Origin of the sequence: Salinicoccus sp. ID82-1, from assembly GCF_021991715.1 — a bacterium.
Classification (GTDB): domain Bacteria; phylum Bacillota; class Bacilli; order Staphylococcales; family Salinicoccaceae; genus Salinicoccus; species Salinicoccus cyprini.
Genome location: NZ_JAGFLY010000001.1, coordinates 992,276 through 1,010,035, shown reverse-complemented (window position 1 = coordinate 1,010,035; position 17,760 = coordinate 992,276). Strand labels below are relative to the sequence as shown.

Here is a 17,760-nt window from a genome sequence, read left to right as displayed (position 1 = left end):
TATGAACTCAGTTATTGAACTATTGAATAATCACCGCTCCATCAGGAAATTCAAGGACGAGGCGTTGGATGAGGAAACAATCTGGACGCTTGTCACTGCCGCCCAGTCTGCAAGTACATCCAGCTATGTACAGGCGTACAGCATCATGGGTATCACGGATAAGGATAAGAAAGCGGCACTCAGGGAAATCAGTACCCAGCCTTATGTGGAGCACAATGGCCACCTTTTCGTCTTCCTGATCGACTACAACCGCCATGTCGAGCTATCCAAAGATAAAGGCGAGCCGATCGCCTTCGACAAGACCGAGCAGCTGATTGTCGGCACGGTCGACGCGGCCCTTGCTGCACAGAATCTGGCAGTGGCAGCAGAGAGCATGGGGCTCGGCATCTGCTATATCGGGTCTTTGAGAAATGATATGGCCCGTGTCATAGAAATCCTCGAACTGCCAAAAGGTGTCGTGCCGCTGTTCGGAATGGTCGCAGGCCATCCGGATCATTCAGGCAGCAAGAAGGAAAGACTGCCTTTTGAAGCGGTGTACCATGAAAATACGTACCAGCCGGTCGGCGAGCTGAAAGATGTCATCGACGACTACGACACACGCATCAGCGACTACTACAGCGAGCGCACGGATGGGGCGCGCAGTGATACCTGGAGCGATCAGGTCATCGGCATGCTCGGACAGAAGCAGCGTCTCGATGTTGACGGTGTACTGAAGGACCAGGGTTTTCTCGGCCAATAAAAAAATAAGCCATGCAGATGCATGGCTTATTTGGATTGCTGCTATATTTTCTCTTCGCCGTTATCCCTGTAGCCCCACTCTGATTCACGGCTCGATGCCAGAATAGAAGCAATGAAGGATATGCTGACCATCAGTATTAGAAATGCTTTCATGATTTGCGCCTCCTAATTTTCCGTACATAACATCATTATAAACGATAACCAGTAAAGAAAAAAGCTGAAAAGGCATAAAAGTTTTGTTAGAAATCCTTATGATGAGGGTAAAACAAGAAAGACATTGAGAAATCGAGGGGGAATCAACATGGCAATGAATTTTAAAATTTTCCAGGATAAAGAACTGGTCAGCATCTATATGGCCGATATCATCAGAAAACAGGTGCATAACAACCCGACAAGTGTAATCGGCCTTGAACTGAATGAGGAGCTGGACTGGACCTATAGGAAGTTTGTAGGTGAATCCAAGCAGCATCCGGCAGATTTCTCACAGATCTACATTGTCGGCATCAATCGCGACGGTGACAGGGAAGTATTCGAGAAACTGGATATACCGGATGACCAGCTTAAACTGGATGGTTCTGCCGATACGATGAAGAAGGTGCTGGATGACAAGGACCAGGCGAACTTGACAGTCCTTTCGATCGGTGCCAATAAGAATCTCGGATACACGGAATCCGGCGACAACGACCAGCTGTTTGATTCTCGGGAACTGATGCTTGTCGCCACCGGGAGTGACAAGGCCGAGGCGATCAGAAGTCTGTATGACGCAGTCGAGAACCACGATGATGATTTCGGCAAGGTGAAGCAGCACCGTATGGTGACAGTCGTGATGGATAAGGAAGCGGCAGCACAGCTTGATCAGGATATTGTGGAATACTACACTTCCGAATTCGCCTAGGAGGAAAAGTATGAAAAAGGATAATGACAAGGATATCGACTACAGAAAAGATATTGAGCCTGATGAGAACGAAATGACCCAGGACATGGAAGATGTGAAAGCACTCGGCAAAGAGATGGAACAGATCTCACAGAATGAAGACTATCCGATCGATTCTTCCGACGATGAGTCCCACGGGTTGGGTCCTGATGACAACTAAATGACATGAAACAGATGAATCCTTCTGAAAATTAGTATAAAATATTTCTTGTATACTAATTATCAGGAGGTTTTTTGATTGTCATATAGAATAGAGAAGGATACGATCGGTGAAATTGAAGTTCCAAGTGATAAATACTGGGCGGCACAGACGGAAAGAAGCAGACAGAACTTCCCTGTCGGCAAGGAGAAGATGCCTCTTGAAGTCATCGTTGCCTTTGCACATCTGAAGAAGGCGGCGGCAGTCTCGAACCATGCACTCGGCAGATTGTCTGAGCAGAAGAAGGATGCCATTGTCCATGCATGCGACCGGATCATTGCACGTGAACTGGATGAACATTTCCCACTCGTTGTGTGGCAGACAGGAAGCGGCACCCAGAGCAATATGAACGTCAATGAGGTCGTCAGCTATGTAGCCAACGAATATCTAGGGGCCAAGGGCAGTGAAGAGAAGGTCCACCCGAATGACGACGTCAATAAGTCGCAAAGCTCCAATGATACTTATCCGACAGCCATGCATGTTGCGCTCCATCAGGCTGTAGAAGAACAGCTCATCCCGGCACTTGATCTATTGAGATCAACTTTTGAAGAGAAGGAGGAAGCGTTCAAGGATATCATCAAGATCGGGCGTACCCATCTTCAGGATGCGACACCACTGACGCTTGGCCAGGAGATCAGCGGCTGGAGATACATGCTCGAAAAATGTGAAACACTGATTGGTGAATCAAAACAACAGCTCAAAAATCTTGCAATCGGCGGCACTGCTGTCGGTACAGGCATCAATGCCCATCCGGAGTTCGGCGACAGGGTTGCAAAGGAAATCTCGAATCAGACAGGCTACGAGTTCATATCCTCTCCGAACAAGTTTCATGCGCTCACTTCCCATGACGAAGTGGTATACCTCCACGGTGCGCTGAAAGCACTGGCAGCGGATCTCATGAAAATTGCCAATGATGTCAGATGGCTCGCCTCCGGACCAAGAGCCGGCATCGCAGAAATTGAAATACCTGCAAATGAGCCTGGTTCCTCCATCATGCCGGGCAAAGTCAATCCGACCCAGTCCGAAATGCTGACCATGGTGGCAACCCAGGTGTTCGGAAATGATGCAGCAGTCGGCTTTGCCGCTTCCCAGGGCAATTTTGAGCTGAATGTATTCAAACCGGTCATTCTGTATAACACGCTGCAGTCGATCTATCTGCTATCGGATGGCATGAAGACGTTTAACGACAAGTGTGCTGTGGGAATAGAGCCTGTGGGAGAGAACATAGAGCGTTTCCTTAAAAATTCATTGATGCTGGTTACAGCGCTCAATCCGCATATCGGCTATGAAAACGCCGCAAAAATCGCAAAGAACGCCCATGAGAAGGGCATTACACTGAAAGAATCTGCAGTGGAATCCGGCCATCTTACTGAAGAGCAGTTCGATGAGTGGATCAACCCGGCAGACATGATTCAATCCAGAGAGTAGGAGCTTGCTTATGAAAAGGATCGGACTCATCGATATCGGTTCCAATACAGTGCGCCTTGTGCTGTTCGAATATACCAGTGGGACGGGACTGAAGGAACTGCAGAACATCAAAACCCCTGCAAGACTTGCACGGTTTCTTGATAAGGACAACGTCATGGCCGAAGAAGGCATCAATAATCTCCTTTCCATTCTGAACAGTTTCCAGCTGATCAGTGAAAAGTATGATGTTGAAGAAATCTATCCCGTAGCGACAGCGGCCATCCGCCAGTCGGTCAATGTGGATGATATTCTGAAAAGGGCAAAATCTGAAGTCGGCATGGAAATAAAAGTGATCACAGGCAAGGAAGAGGCCCGCTACGGCTACCACGCCGTCGTTCATACAATCAGCAATATGGATGCTGTCACCATCGATATCGGTGGGGGCAGTACCGAACTGACATTTTTTGAAAATAAAGAGCTGATCCATTCCGTCAGTCTGCCTTTTGGTGTGGTTACATTGAATACGATGTTCTTCCAGGGCAAGGAGCACAACGATGAAGAAGCACTTGAGAAGACGGAGAAGTATGTCAAGGAACAGCTCAAATCGGTCAAATGGCTTTCAAAACGCAAAGTACCTATACTGGCAATTGGAGGCAGTGCGCGGAACATTGCACGCATCCACCAGTCGTCGATCAACTACCCGATAGCAGGGGTTCACGGCTATTCCATGGATCGCAATGACCTTCAGGATGTCTATGACCTGCTCGAGGGTACGAATTCAGACGACCTGGATAACATCGACGGCCTGAGCAAGGACCGCAGCGATATCATCCTGCCGAGTTCAATTGTCTTCAAGTCCCTTTATGACGTCGTCAAGGCCAATGAGTTCAAATTCAGCCGCAAAGGACTCAGAGAGGGGCTCGCCATGTCCATCATCTCGAAGGACTACCCGGCGGCCTTCAACAAGTACCATATTTTCAGAGACTCTCTTATCGAACTGTCGAATGACTTCCACATCCAGAGAGAAGAGGGCGAGAAGCGTCAGCAGATCGCAGAACGTATTTCCCACGAGCTTGAAAAATTCGATTTCATCTCCCTTGGCAAGCATGAAAAATACTTGATGAAGAATGCGGCGCATATCTTCTATTTGGGATCCTTCATTGACAGGGACGCTACAAGTCAGCATACTTATTATCTGATCTCAAACAGTAATATCAATGGCATTGTCCACCTCGACCGGGTGCGACTGGCACTTCTTGCAAGTTTCAAGAACAAGACACTGCTACAGTTCTTCGCTGAAGAGACAGGGTGGTTCGATGCAGACGATCTGGACAGCCTGCAGACGCTTGGCAGCATACTGAAGTTTGCCAATGCACTGAATATCTCAAATACCAATATTGTCCAGGATCTCTTTTTGGAAAAGGCTGACGACAAGATGCGTCTGACAGTCAGGTATAAAGGCGATCCGATTGCTGAAGAGTATCAGGCGATAAGACAGAAGAAGCACATTGAAAAAATCATGGACACGGGTCTGGAGATCAGGTTCGTGGAAGCCTGATAACTATCTTTAATCAAGGGAGTAGGAGAATAGTGATGACATATCGATTGAATGATAAGGAGTATTACAACAATCGGGAATTGAGCTGGCTCAGATTCAACTACAGGGTCATTGAAGAAGCGGCAGATGTCAATAATCCGCTTCTTGAGAAACTGAAGTTTCTGGCAATCACCAGCTCGAATCTGGATGAATTTTTCATGGTCCGGGTAGCGGGTATCAAGGACCAGATCAAAATGAACTATCATGAGCCGGATACAAAAACACAGCTGACACCACAAGAACAGCTTGAAGGCATCAGCAGACTGAACCGGCAGAACAGCACGATACAATACGAATATTATCATCGTCTGATGCGCGAACTGGAAGAATATGATATCTACCTGAAGCGCCCCGACGACTTGTCGGAAGACCTTCAGAATGAAATCGAATCCATTTTCGATACGGAAATCTATCCGTCTCTTACTCCTCTCGGTATCGACGCCTATCGGCCGTTTCCAAAACTGATGAATAAGAAAATCAACATATTCGTCAATCTATCCAATAAGCTGGGCGAACAGACTGCCATCGTGCAGCTGCCTACCGTCATCCGCCGCTATTTTGAACTGACTGACGGCAGGAAGACCTATTTCGTATTGGCAGAGGATATTATAGAGAAGCATATCAGCAAGCTGTTCGGCGGTTATGAGATTGATCGTACCTTCCCATTCAGAATTACAAGAAATGCAGACTTGACGATACATGAGGAAGGTGCGGCGGATCTTCTGATTGAAATTGAAAGGTTCTTGAAAGAGCGTACAAAGGGAGCTGCAGTCCGGCTTGAAATAGACATCAGTAAAAATGACAGCACCAACGGTTCATTCCTGCGCAGTGAACTGGGACTGTCGGAACAGGATGTATATAAATTTGATGCACCGCTCGATCTGACGTTCCTGTTCGGATTGACTTCCGACCTGAAGGACAGATTCCCGCATCTGGCATACCCGCCATTTACGCCTCAGGAGCCGGCACTGCTGTCAGGCAAGAACATATATGAGCTGGCGCTTGAGAAGGATATATTCTTCCATCACCCGTTCGAGAGCTTCCATCCCATCGTCGACTTCATGCGCGAGGCGGCCGAAGATCCGAATGTACTGGCCATCAAGCAGACCCTCTACCGTGTATCAAGCGATTCGCCGATCATCGAAGCGCTGAAGAATGCTGCAGAGAACGGCAAACAGGTGACTGTCCTTGTTGAACTGAAGGCAAGGTTCGATGAGGAGAATAATGTACAGTGGGCGAAGGAACTTGAGGATGCCGGCTGTCATGTCATCTACGGCATGAACTATTTGAAGACGCACAGCAAGATCACGCTCGTCGTCAAGCGTGTAAAGGGCAAGCTGGTCCGCTACGTCCATCTTGGTACCGGAAACTATAATGATTCCACTGCAAAGCTGTATACGGATATGGGCATCATCACGACGGATGAGGATATCGGCAACGATGCCATCAATTTCTTCAACTATCTCAGCGGATATTCCCTGAAGCCGGATTACAAGGCCCTGCACGTGGCACCATTTGAAATAAGGGATCTCTTTGCGGAATACATCGATAAGGAGATCGAGTTCCACAAGGAGAACGGCAAAGGATATATTTTTGCCAAGATGAATTCCCTGACGGACAAGAAAATCATCAACAAGCTGCTCCAGGCTTCCCAGGAAGGCGTAAAAGTGGATCTTGTCATACGCGGCATCTGCTGTCTGAAGCCAGGAATAGAGGATGTCAGCGACAACATCAGAGTCATCAGTATCGTCGGCAGGTTCCTGGAGCACTCCAGAATCTACTACTTCAACCACAATGGGGAAGAGAAGATGTTCCTTTCTTCGGCTGATATGATGACGCGCAACATGATCAAGCGCGTCGAAATCCTCTTCCCGATCAAAGATCCATTGATTGTCGAAGAGATCAGATCCATCAGCCGTCTGTACCTGAAGGATAACATCAAAGCCCGTATCCAGAAGCAGGACGGTTCCTACGAATATGTTGAAAATGAGCACGAACCGATCAGTGCCCAGGTCGAACTGATGAGGCGCGCTGAGAGACATGGCAGGGAACAGCTGGTGCAGAAGGAAAACCAGCTGCTGCTGAAAGTCAGAAATCGATTCAGACGCAAAAATTAGAGTGGCTGAAGGCCAGGGAGGACATCCCTGGCCTTTTTTGCATGGCATAGTACATTGACTTTATTCTGAAATTTATATAAACTGACTAGATATAAATAGAAGAAGAGGTGAAGACATGACCACGTATGAGGAATTCCTTAAGAACGCCCGTAACTACCGTACTGTGCCGGTGATTGAATCTTTCAGCACTGATCTGCTGACGCCGGTACAGATGTTTCATTCGTTGAAAGATGAAGCAGTATATATGCTGGAAAGTCAGGAGCCTGATTCGGCGTGGTCCAACTTCTCCTTTATCGGTCTCGATCCAATGATGGAAATACAGGAATCGGAACACAAGTTCATCATCCGTGATCTGGAAAGAGGGCACCAGTCTACAGCACCTTCCTTCAAAAGGGCATTTGAAACGACGGTCGAGCGGCTGCAGGTGAAAATTCCGGATATGGATATTCCATTCAAAGGTGGCGGTGTCGGCTATATCAGCTATGATGCCATCAGCGATTATGAGCCTGTACCGGATGCGCCGTTTGAAAAGGAGCGGCTGTCGAACTATCACCTGCTGTTCTGCCGCTCGCTCCTTGTATACGATCATCATTCAAAAGAACTGAACATCATCCATTTTGCGAGGGTTGATGCCGAGCAGGATACTGAAGAGATCTACTATGATGCCATTGCTGCAATCGAGCATATCAGAACAAGTCTGATGCAGGGCAGCAGACTATCCGATCTGCTGCTGCCGACGGTTCTGCCGAAAACGGAAGGATTCGAGCTCGACAGCAACTATGAGAAACAGAAGTTTCTACAGGACGTCGGCAAAATAAGAGACTATATAGAAGCCGGAGATATCCTCCAGGCCGTGCTTTCGCAGCGTTTCCATAAAAAGACGGAGAGAAGCGGTTTTGAGCTCTACCGTGTGCTGAGAAAAGTGAACCCATCCCCGTACATGTACTACTTGAAGTTTGATGGTGTCGAAGTCATCGGCAGCTCCCCGGAGCGCCAGCTTGAAGTGCAGGATGGCAATCTGGAAATCCATCCGATTGCCGGTACAAGAAGAAGAGGGGTTACGGAAGCTGAGGATGAAATGCTTGCCGAGGAACTGCTCAATGATGAAAAGGAGCGTGCAGAGCACCGCATGCTCGTCGATCTGGCCAGAAATGACATCGGCAGGGTGGCTGAGTATGGTTCTGTAGATGTGAGCGAATATATGGTGATCGGCAGATTCTCGAGAGTCATGCACATCATCAGCAAAGTCCAAGGCAGGCTCAAAGCCGGCATATCGCCGATCGATGCATTCATCTCCTCGTTTCCCGCTGGAACGCTCTCCGGCGCCCCTAAAGTGCGTGCCATGCAGATACTGCGTGAACTCGAACCGACAGCAAGAAATCTCTATGGCGGAAGCATCCTATACCTCGGATTCGATGGCAATATCGATTCCTGCATTACAATACGGACCATGACACTGGTCGGCCAGGACCTGTATATCCAGGCAGGTGCCGGAGTGGTTGCCGATTCCGATCCTGAAGCGGAATACCAGGAGACGATCAGCAAGGCAAGCGCTCTGGAGCACACCGTCCGTCTGACAGAAAGCATTTTCGGCAACAGAAATACAATGAAGGTATAGGAGGGCTGATATGATATACATGATCGACCATTACGATTCTTTCACCTTCAACATTGTGCAGGCGCTTGGAGAAATGGGGGAGGAGATCGTTGTCAGAAGAAACGATGAAGTGGCCTTTGAGGAGATCGATAGGCTGGCTCCGGACCTCATATTCCTTTCTCCCGGAGCAAAGCGTCCGGAAGATACGGGAATGACCATGGAGGTCATAGAACATTACAAGGAAACAATTCCGATATTCGGTGTATGCCTCGGCCATCAGACCATCGCCCACGTATTCGGCGGGATGGTCGGGCGCACGAGCAGGCTGATGCACGGCAAGACGTCTCTGTTGTACCACGAAGGTACAGGTATCTATGAAGGCATGTCCCAGGCCTCGGAAGTGATGAACTACCATTCCCTCATCGTCGACAAGGAGACCTTGCCCGACTGCTTCATAGTCACAGCAAAATCGGAGCTTGGTGAAATTGCCGGCATCAGACACCGCACGCTGCCGATTGAAGGCGTCCAGTTCCACCCCGAGTCCATCGGTTCTGCAGAAGGCAGACGACTGATCAGAAATGTCGTGCAGAAATTCTGCAGAGACAAGAAAACACCTTTGAAACAATAAGTTTCAAAGGTGTTTTTCCATTCTATAAGGCATCCTTATCCAGCTGTACAGTGACTGTTTTCTGCAGTATCGGATGGATGAATTCTATTTTATAGCTGAAGAGCTGAAGGTCTCTGAGTGTGGAATCGCCATAGAGCGGATCTCCGATAACAGGAAAACCGGCATGTGCGAGGTGTACGCGGATCTGGTGCGTCCGTCCGGTCTCGAGCTCTATTTCCAGTTCGCAGTAGTCGGCACCTACTTTCGAACCGATGATGTGGGTGACCGCTTCCTTGCCTTTTGATGTCACATGATACTTGTTGCGCTCCTTCGGATCCTTGGCGATGGGTGCACTGATCGTCTGGGGCTCAAAGCGTTTCTTCGTATCTATTCTGGCAATGTAGGTGCGCTTGATGTCGCGTTCGCTCAGCATATGGTCGAGCATCTTTTTGACAAGCGGGTTTTTCGCGACGAGCAGCACACCTTTCGTCTCCTGGTCGAGCCGATGGATGGGTTCGAGATATTCCGCTTCCAGTGTATAGATTGCATGGTTCATCAGCGTATTCGTTTCATTCATCTGGTTCGGGTGGGTTTTGACCCCCCTCGGCTTGAACAGTACCGCGAGATACCGGTCTTCATACATGACATCACAGTTGCGGTAGCTCGGCTTATACTGGCTGCGCGCGCCCGTATCAGGAAGGATGACCAGGTCATCGGCTGAGATCGTCGCGTTCAATGGTGCATTTTCGCCGTTGATGATAATATCCTTCGACATGCGCAGGAAGTGCAGTTCTTTTTTTGGCACGTGCAGCGTCTTCAGTACCTCTTCCAGTGTCATGCCATCGAATTTCTGATGCATATTGAATTTCATCTATTCCGCTCCTGTCATGGCATTGATGAACTGTACATATTCATCCGCATTGCCCGGGTTGCCCGCGAAACGGTCCACCTCTTCGCCATTTTCATAATAGACAAGTGTCGGCGTCGCTTCGATTGCGTAGTCGTTCCATGCCTGTTCGTATTCCAGAATATTGAGCTGGGTGACTTCTTCGCCGGTCTGATTGAATGCATCGATCAGGAATGGCGTGGCGGCGGCACAGTGGGAACATGTCGGACTCCAGAAGTAGACGAATTCGCCATCGCCCGCATCTATGATCTCCCTTGTTTCATCGAGTGTTTTGTTGTAGTGGTAGTTTTCGTCCTCAAGCTTGTCGATTGTGGCACCGCTCAAGTTTTCCGATTCGAGATCTGTGTACGGGTAGTAGCCGTCTTCCGGATTCTCAGAAGCGCTGTTCATGAAGATGAAGACAGCGGCGAAAGCGACGATGACAAGAGCGATGATGCCGTAGAATATTTTATTTCCCATGTTATGAACTCCTTTTTATTTTCTTTTTATCATAAATGATAATATAAAGATGAGGGTAAAAGCAATGAATGAGAGGAAAGGTATTGTGATGAAGCCGAACCAGTTGATGTACTGGACGGTGCACGATACACCTGTGCATGCGGCCAGATTATCCCCGAGGAAGCTGAGCTTCTGCAGTCCATAGTGGTAGACTGCAAGGAGCAGACCGATCCCGCTCATTATGCGGATATAGTATTTTGCACCCATATCATTCCTGATGATCGAGATGATCGAGATGATGACGAGCGGGTACATGAGAATGCGCTGGTACCAGCAGAACTCGCAAGGGACATACTGTCTGATTTCACTGAAGTAGAAAGAGCCGAGCGTGGCGATCAGCGCAGTGAAGAAGATCAGCTGCATGAAGAGTTTGTTATTGGTCACACTATTCCTCCTGTTTGCTGTTTTATTTCAGGTTCATACTATATCATTATAAGTGATATCATTGGACACGTGGGAACGATATATTTACAAAGTTATTAACATTTGGCCGAGGAGAGGTGTTACGATGAAAAGCAAGCTCCAGCTGCTCAAGGATATCGCTGAGTTCCTCAATGAGGAAACCGATCGCAGCACCATGATTCATGGTGCATTGAAGATGCTGGTCGACCATTCCGAATTCGATACAGGATGGCTGTTCTTCATCAACGAAGAAGGACAGCACGAACTGAGTGCCCACTACCGGCTGCCCCCCTCATTGCAGAAGGCAGGGCATCAGCATCTGTGCGAAGGCAGATGCTGGTGTGTAAACAAGTACAACAATAAGGAGCTCCGGACTGCGACCAATATATTCGTCTGCTCACGTCTTGAAAAGGCACGGATCGACTATCCGGAGGAGAATAACGGCATCACCCACCATGCGACAGTGCCGCTCATTTCTGGTGATGAATCCTTCGGTCTTCTGAATGTTGCGAGCCCGCACAGGCAGGAGTTCAGCCAGGATGAACTTGATCTGCTCGAATCCGTGGCATTCCAGATCGGATCAACACTGAAACGGATCGAACTGACTGCACAGGAGCAGGAGAACATGATCATCAGGGAAAGACAGCGGCTGGCACGGGATCTTCATGATTCTGTCAATCAGATGCTCTTTTCGATCGGTATCACTTCCCATGCAGCCAAAAGCATGAAGGATGAAAATAAGCTTAAAGACGCATTCAATTCGATCGAGCATACTTCAAAGCATGCGATGAAGGAGATGAAGGCACTGATCTGGCAGCTTAAGCCGATCGGTCTTGAAAATGGCATCATCGATGCTGTCGAGAAATATGCAGAACTGCTGGATCTTGAAATCGATATCCAGGTCGATGGCTTCTACGACGTATCCGACCAGGTGGAGGTGGGACTCTACAGGGTCATCCAGGAAAGCCTCAACAACATCAGAAAGCATTCAGGCGCCAATGTGGCAGTCATCAGAATGAACGCCGGTCCGAAAGTGCTCCAGGTCACCATTGAAGATGGCGGACGGGGATTTGACGCACTCGAGCAGCAGAAATTCAGCTATGGCCTGTCCAACATGAAGGAGCGCATCCATAAGCTTGGCGGCACATTTGAAATTACATCAGAAACAGGCAAAGGGACGCGGACCATCATCAGCGTCCCTTCAAAGGAGTGAGTACATGTATAATATCATCCTGGTGGATGACCACCATATCGTCAGGGAAGGGATGAAGTTCCTTTTGTCCACCACAGAGGACATCAATGTTCTGGATGACTTCAGTACAGGCCAGGAAGTACTGGACTATCTGAAAGGGAATCATGAAAGGACGGATCTGGTACTGCTGGACCTGGTCATGCCTGAAATGGATGGCATCGAAGCGACACGTGCCATCAAGAGCCACTATCCGGACATCAAGGTGCTCGTCCTGTCCAGCTATACAAGCGAAGAATATATCCGTCCTGTGTTTGCCGCCCACGCTGATGGGTACATCATCAAGGAGATGGAAGCCGAGGAACTGATCGATTCGATCATCAAGGTGATCGAGGGCGAAAAGGTGATCCATCCAAATATTCTTGAAGTCATCGATCGGGAAGGGGATATGCCTCATGAGAAGAATGCATTATCCGCCCGCGAAGTCGAGGTACTGCGTGAAATCGTCAAAGGAAAATCCAACAAGGAGATCGGCGAGGCACTCTATGTCAGTGAAAAGACTGTGAAGACGCACGTCAGCCATATACTGAATAAACTTGAAGTTTCAGATCGGACGCAGGCAGTCATCTACGCCATCAAATATAATATCGTTGAACTCTGATTACCCGCATCATAAAGGATAAGGAACCGTTTACACTTTCAGATTGCAAGCCGTGGTCCCAGACAGTATAATTGAAAGAAGAGTTTCAAGATTTGGAGGGGTAATATGAAAGTAGGAAATAAACTGACAATACAGATCATCACCGCCCTGATTCTCGGCATCATTGTCGGATCGGTATTCAACCTGATGGCCGACCAGGCATGGGTGCAGTGGATCGACCGGTACATATTCAATGTGGTGGGTCAGCTGTTCCTGAACATGATATTCATGATGGTTGTGCCTGTTGTATTCATTTCAATCGTACTCGGCGTGGTCAACGTCGGGGATCCGAAGATGCTTGGGGGCATCGGCATCAAGACACTGGCCTTCTACCTGGTGACTACAGCATTGGCCATCACCATTGCCATGACTGTCGCCAACATTCTGAACCCGGGGGAAGGACAGTCCCCACTGCTTGATTCCGACGAAGTATCGGAATACCGGGAGACTGAGCTTGAAGGCGGTGCCACAGGTGAAGCCATCCAGCAGGGATTTGACCAGACACTGATCAATCTGGTGCCGACCAATGTCCTTGAAGCGATGAGTACACAGAACATGCTGCAGATCATCACGTTCGCCATTTTCATCGGTATCGCAATGATCGCCATCAAGGATAAGACGACAGGTCTCGTGACGCTGTTCGAGCAGGCGAATGAGGTCGTCATGTGGATTGTTCTGGCCATCATGAAATACTTTGCTGCCATCGGTGCATTCGGACTGGTTGCCACAGCGTTCGTCCAGGCAGGATTCGGTGCAATCCAGCAGCTCGGCATGTACTTCCTATGCGTACTGCTGGCACTCTTCATCCATTTTGCGATCGTCTACGGATCAGCAGTCCAGTTTCTTGCGAAAAAAAGTTTCATCTGGTTCATCAGAAACTTTGCGCCGGCAATGGGTGTGGCGTTCAGTACTTCATCCTCAAGTGCTGTGCTGCCGATCTCACTTGAGACCGCGCAGGAGAATCTGAAGGTCCGTAAAAGCATATCAAGCTTTGTACAGCCGCTCGGCTCGACGATCAACATGGATGGTACAGCCATCATGCAGGGTGTCGCTACGGTCTTCATCGCCCAGCTCTCAGGAGTGGATCTGACGATCATGCAGATGATCACGGTTGTCATCATTGCAACGATCGCAAGCATCGGTACTGCCGGGGTCCCTGGTGTCGGCCTTGTCATGCTGGCGATGGTTCTGACGGCAGTCGGCCTCGACCCGGCAGCAATCGGTATCATCATCGGTATCGACAGGCTGCTTGATATGACACGTACGATGGTCAATGTCACGGGTGATGCAGCAATTGCACTGGTGATCAACGAGCAGCAGACAAGACGCGAAGAAGCCGGAAATAGCCGGACATAAAACTCGGGATTACACAATCTGATAGGAGCATATATTGAACACTTAGTGAATTTCAATATATGCTCTTTTAATTTTTCGTGAAATATATTATTATATTAAAAGTGTATTATTATCGAATGGAAATTTTACAATATCCGATATGAGTGAAAGGAAGAAAAGAATGGATAAACAGACTTTTACGGAGATGCTCCAGTCCAAGTTCAAGATTGTCAGAACGGAAGCCGGCTATACGCAGGATTCCATGAGTCAGACAATCGGGCTCTCCAAAAAGACGCTCGTACAGATCGAAAAAGAACGTATCCTTCCCAACTGGACAACATGCATCTCGCTTTGCGCACTCTTCAGGGATAGTGAAGTCCTGACCAATTCGTTTGGAGGAGATCCTCTGGAACTGGCACAGGTGATTTCAAGAGGTCACTGTGTCTACCCGAACTATGAAGGTGAAGCGGTATATTGGGAAGATCTGGACAGAAAGAACGGTTTCCGTCTGCAATATAATAAAAGCAATAGGATATATAGAGTTCTCAACTCCATGAACCAGCCGGTACATGCTTCATATATTGAAAGAGAAATCAGAACATATTTCATGAGACAGACGGACCTGCAGCCGGTCTGATTACTGGAAAGCACCGGAAGGTGCTTTTTCTTTTGGTTTCGTGTACGATAATGGCAGGAGAAGGAGGGCTTTTTGTTGAATGATGGCTTTCAGATCATACTAATGACCATACTGGGTGCACTGATCGGCGGCTTGACCAATATGCTTGCAATCCGCATGCTGTTCAGACCCTATGAAGCAAAATACCTCTTTGGCAGACGTCTTCCCCTGACACCGGGGGTCATCCCGCGCAGGCGGGAGGAGGCATCTGTCAAAATGGGGGAAATCATTACGAAGCATCTGCTGACACCGGATGCCTTCGTAGAGAAGCTCGGAAGTCGTGAAACACAGAATTTCATCATGCTGTTCATCGATCGGCAGATAGAAACGATCGAATCCGAGAAACTGACACTGAGGTACTTCATGAACCGCCTCAACGATGGGCTGGCGGACAAGGTAGTCAAGAGCTTCAACGACAAGCTCAGGGAGAAGGTCGATGAAGAAGGCGTAAACCTCTATGGCCGGAAAATAGGCACTCTGGTGCCTGAGGATGCCATGACGACGCTCGATGGCAAGGTCCGTGATCTGCAGCCCCAGATCACTTCGAAGGTGGAAGCGTATATCAATTCGGAGAAAGGGTATCGCGACTTCTATACCATGACTGACGAGTTCATTGAAAATCGAGGCAGACTGGCCCGCTCACTGAAATATCTCATGTCAAAGGAAACGATTGTCGCCAATATAAGGAACGAACTGAACAAGCTGATCCATCACCCGAAGATGAGCGAAATACAGGTGCGCATCATCAATGATGAATATGAGAAGATCAAAAACAGCCGGGTGGATGAACTGATTTCAGACAGCGACCGGGAAAAACTTGTCCATAGTGTCTATGATGTACTCAGAAAACAGATTGATATGGAAGGCATACTGGACTATCCGATTTCAGAGTTCAACCGTGATATGTTCGAATCCTTCAAAGCACGCGGCAAATACCAGCTGCGTGATAACATCATCGAATACATGCAGAAGAATACCGGCAGGATTGTCGAAAAACTCCAGCTTGCAGAAGTCATCAAAAAGCAGATCGACAGTTTCGAACTCAGCCATATAGAAGATCTTGTAATGGAGATTTCAAGCAAGGAATTCCGGATGATTACAATGCTCGGCTTCTTTCTTGGCGGGCTTATCGGAATCATCCAGGGTCTTATCGTTGTGTTTTTATAAGCTGCTGTTTTGTGTTACAGTATAGATATCTTTATTAAAGGGAGTTTTTAATCAATGGCAGTTAATGTATACGATCAGGCCAATGCATTGGAAGATGCACTGCGCAAATCAGATGAGTTTCAGAATATGAAGGACCTGTACGGCAAGGTGAACTCCAACCCGGAATCCAAACAGCTCTTCGATGAGTTCAGACAGATTCAGATGGATCTGCAGCAGAAGCAGATGCAGGGTGAGGAAATCCTTGAAGAGGATGTACAGCAGGCTCAGAAATCAGCAGAAGATATTGAAAAAGACGAAAATATCAAAGCATTGATGGAAGCGGAACAGAAAATGAGTGAACTCATCCAGGATCTGAATCGTGTAATCATGAAACCTATAGAGGAACTCTATGGTCTGAATAACCAGAATTAATTGATGAAGAGGTCTGCTATAGGCCTCTTTCTTTTATTTTTTTTGGTATAATCAATTTATAATGCCTATGAAAAGTCAGGTGGAATATATATGGTCAAATTCATACACAGCGCAGATCTGCATCTAGATAGTCCTTTCAAGTCACGTTCCAAAATGCCTTCCGGCCTATTTGAAGTACTGATGGAGAGTACATATAACAGTGTTGCAAGAATGATGGATACTGCGATTGAAGAAAAAGTCGATTTCATCATTATCGCCGGCGATGTATTCGATCAGGCGAACAGAACGCTGAAATCCGAAATATTCATGAAACGCCAGTTCGAACGGTTGAAGGAAGCAGGCATATTCGCGTATGTCATCCACGGCAACCACGATCCGCTGACAGACGGCTTCAAGACGTCCTGGCCGGACAATGTTACGGTCTTCAAGGAAAATGTGGAGACATATGAAATGGTCAGCGCCAAAGGGGAGAAAGTATCCCTGCATGGTTTCAGCTATTATCTCGATGACTCCTATGAGAATAAGCTGGATGACTATCCTATCAACTCGATGAATCAAGGTATACATATCGGCATACTTCATGGAACGTATGCCAAAAGCCGTTACAGCCAGGAGAGGTATACGGAATTCAATCTCGAAGTGCTGAATGACAAACTTTACCACTACTGGGCGCTCGGTCATATCCATCAGCGGGATCAGCTCAGCGATCTGCCGCCCATCCATTACTCGGGCAACATACAGGGCCGCCATAAAAATGAGCATGGGGAAAAGGGTTTTCTCCTCGTTGAAGGGGATGACGTCTATCTGAACACGCGCTTTGTTGCGGTACAGGAGATCATCTTTGCAGAATACCAGCTGGAGATCGATTCCTTGAACAAGCAGGATATATACCAGACCATTGTCGAGTTCAAGCATCGCCTGAGGGAGAAGGGGCGGCACATCATCCAGCTCGATCTGATCTATGATGGCGAGGATACGATTGCAGACGCCGACTTCACTGAAGTCATCGAACTCCTGAAGGAGGATGAAAGAGATATCAGGCAGTTCATCTGGATTGATGCACTGCATCTTAAATATATGAACCAGGACAACATCGCCCTGCTCAATGATATAAAAGCAAGCTATTCTTCCAACAGGGAACTGTTCAAGGAAGCGGTGAATGCGCTCTACATGGACCCGCGACTCAACAGGTATCTTGGACCCGTCCAGGACATTGCACAGGAAGAACTGCTGAAAGAAGGCGAAGAACGCCTTAAAATGCTGATGAGGAAGTAGTGGA

Annotated in this window: 18 protein-coding genes; 15 read left to right on the top strand and 3 right to left on the bottom strand. The window is 48.0% G+C overall.

The genetic code is table 11. The annotated features are described in order from the left end of the window. Nucleotide 1: 1 nt before the first annotated feature. From nfsA to J4760_RS05230, 8 genes are all read left to right on the top strand, one after another. Nucleotides 2–739, top strand: coding sequence for an oxygen-insensitive NADPH nitroreductase (gene nfsA, locus J4760_RS05265; RefSeq protein WP_237605009.1), 738 nt, complete (start codon nucleotides 2–4; stop codon nucleotides 737–739). Nucleotides 740–1,039: 300 nt separating this feature from the next. Next, complete coding sequence (locus tag J4760_RS05260; RefSeq protein WP_237605008.1) at nucleotides 1,040–1,633, top strand: sugar phosphate isomerase family; 594 nt, start codon at nucleotides 1,040–1,042, stop codon at nucleotides 1,631–1,633. Nucleotides 1,634–1,643: 10 nt separating this feature from the next. After that, complete coding sequence (locus J4760_RS05255; RefSeq protein ID WP_237605007.1) at nucleotides 1,644–1,832, top strand: SAS053 family DNA gyrase inhibitor; 189 nt, start codon at nucleotides 1,644–1,646, stop codon at nucleotides 1,830–1,832. Nucleotides 1,833–1,910: 78 nt separating this feature from the next. Further along, nucleotides 1,911–3,299 carry a class II fumarate hydratase gene (fumC, locus tag J4760_RS05250; protein WP_237605006.1) on the top strand — a complete coding sequence of 463 codons (1,389 nt, stop codon included), beginning with the start codon at nucleotides 1,911–1,913 and terminating at the stop codon, nucleotides 3,297–3,299. Nucleotides 3,300–3,309: 10 nt separating this feature from the next. Then, on the top strand, nucleotides 3,310–4,836 hold the full coding sequence (gene ppx / locus J4760_RS05245; protein ID WP_237605005.1) for an exopolyphosphatase: 1,527 nt from the start codon (nucleotides 3,310–3,312) through the stop codon (nucleotides 4,834–4,836). 35 nt (nucleotides 4,837–4,871) lie between these two features. After that, entirely contained in the window at nucleotides 4,872–6,992 is a 2,121-nt protein-coding gene (locus J4760_RS05240; RefSeq protein WP_145287181.1) for an RNA degradosome polyphosphate kinase, read from the top strand. A 115-nt stretch (nucleotides 6,993–7,107) separates the two neighbouring features. Continuing rightward, nucleotides 7,108–8,610 carry an anthranilate synthase component I gene (gene trpE, locus J4760_RS05235; protein WP_237605004.1) on the top strand — a complete coding sequence of 501 codons (1,503 nt, stop codon included), beginning with the start codon at nucleotides 7,108–7,110 and terminating at the stop codon, nucleotides 8,608–8,610. Between the two features lie 10 nt (nucleotides 8,611–8,620). Beyond that, nucleotides 8,621–9,217, top strand: coding sequence for an anthranilate synthase component II (locus J4760_RS05230; protein ID WP_145287175.1), 597 nt, complete (start codon nucleotides 8,621–8,623; stop codon nucleotides 9,215–9,217). A gap of 22 nt (nucleotides 9,218–9,239) precedes the next feature. On the opposite strand, the gene J4760_RS05225 is transcribed toward J4760_RS05230, so the two are convergent. The 3 genes from J4760_RS05225 to J4760_RS05215 are packed head-to-tail and all read right to left on the bottom strand — an operon-like array spanning nucleotide 9,240 to nucleotide 10,964. Next, on the bottom strand, nucleotides 9,240–10,067 hold the full coding sequence (locus J4760_RS05225) for an RluA family pseudouridine synthase (RefSeq protein ID WP_145287172.1): 828 nt from the start codon (nucleotides 10,065–10,067) through the stop codon (nucleotides 9,240–9,242). Further along, complete coding sequence (locus J4760_RS05220) at nucleotides 10,068–10,562, bottom strand: thioredoxin family protein (RefSeq protein WP_145287169.1); 495 nt, start codon at nucleotides 10,560–10,562, stop codon at nucleotides 10,068–10,070. A gap of 15 nt (nucleotides 10,563–10,577) precedes the next feature. Continuing rightward, a complete protein-coding gene (locus tag J4760_RS05215) occupies nucleotides 10,578–10,964 on the bottom strand; it encodes a disulfide oxidoreductase (RefSeq protein ID WP_255695298.1) in 387 nt (128 codons plus the stop codon). A 145-nt stretch (nucleotides 10,965–11,109) separates the two neighbouring features. Here J4760_RS05215 and J4760_RS05210 point away from each other — a divergent pair, with 145 nt between their 5' ends. The 7 genes from J4760_RS05210 to J4760_RS05180 all read left to right on the top strand — a co-directional run bounded on the left by J4760_RS05210 (nucleotide 11,110) and on the right by J4760_RS05180 (nucleotide 17,756). Then, nucleotides 11,110–12,216 carry a GAF domain-containing sensor histidine kinase gene (locus J4760_RS05210; protein WP_145287166.1) on the top strand — a complete coding sequence of 369 codons (1,107 nt, stop codon included), beginning with the start codon at nucleotides 11,110–11,112 and terminating at the stop codon, nucleotides 12,214–12,216. A 4-nt stretch (nucleotides 12,217–12,220) separates the two neighbouring features. Next, nucleotides 12,221–12,853: a response regulator gene (locus tag J4760_RS05205; RefSeq protein WP_145287164.1), complete on the top strand. Its 633-nt coding sequence runs from the start codon at nucleotides 12,221–12,223 to the stop codon at nucleotides 12,851–12,853. A 105-nt stretch (nucleotides 12,854–12,958) separates the two neighbouring features. Then, complete coding sequence (locus tag J4760_RS05200) at nucleotides 12,959–14,248, top strand: dicarboxylate/amino acid:cation symporter (RefSeq protein WP_145287161.1); 1,290 nt, start codon at nucleotides 12,959–12,961, stop codon at nucleotides 14,246–14,248. Nucleotides 14,249–14,408: 160 nt separating this feature from the next. Further along, on the top strand, nucleotides 14,409–14,864 hold the full coding sequence (xdrA, locus tag J4760_RS05195; RefSeq protein WP_145287158.1) for an XRE family transcriptional regulator XdrA: 456 nt from the start codon (nucleotides 14,409–14,411) through the stop codon (nucleotides 14,862–14,864). 75 nt (nucleotides 14,865–14,939) lie between these two features. Beyond that, a complete protein-coding gene (locus tag J4760_RS05190; RefSeq protein WP_237605002.1) occupies nucleotides 14,940–16,070 on the top strand; it encodes a DUF445 domain-containing protein in 1,131 nt (376 codons plus the stop codon). A gap of 54 nt (nucleotides 16,071–16,124) precedes the next feature. After that, nucleotides 16,125–16,481, top strand: coding sequence for a YlbF/YmcA family competence regulator (locus J4760_RS05185; RefSeq protein WP_145287152.1), 357 nt, complete (start codon nucleotides 16,125–16,127; stop codon nucleotides 16,479–16,481). Nucleotides 16,482–16,571: 90 nt separating this feature from the next. Continuing rightward, nucleotides 16,572–17,756, top strand: coding sequence for a metallophosphoesterase family protein (locus J4760_RS05180; protein WP_237605001.1), 1,185 nt, complete (start codon nucleotides 16,572–16,574; stop codon nucleotides 17,754–17,756). Nucleotides 17,757–17,760: the final 4 nt, after the last annotated feature.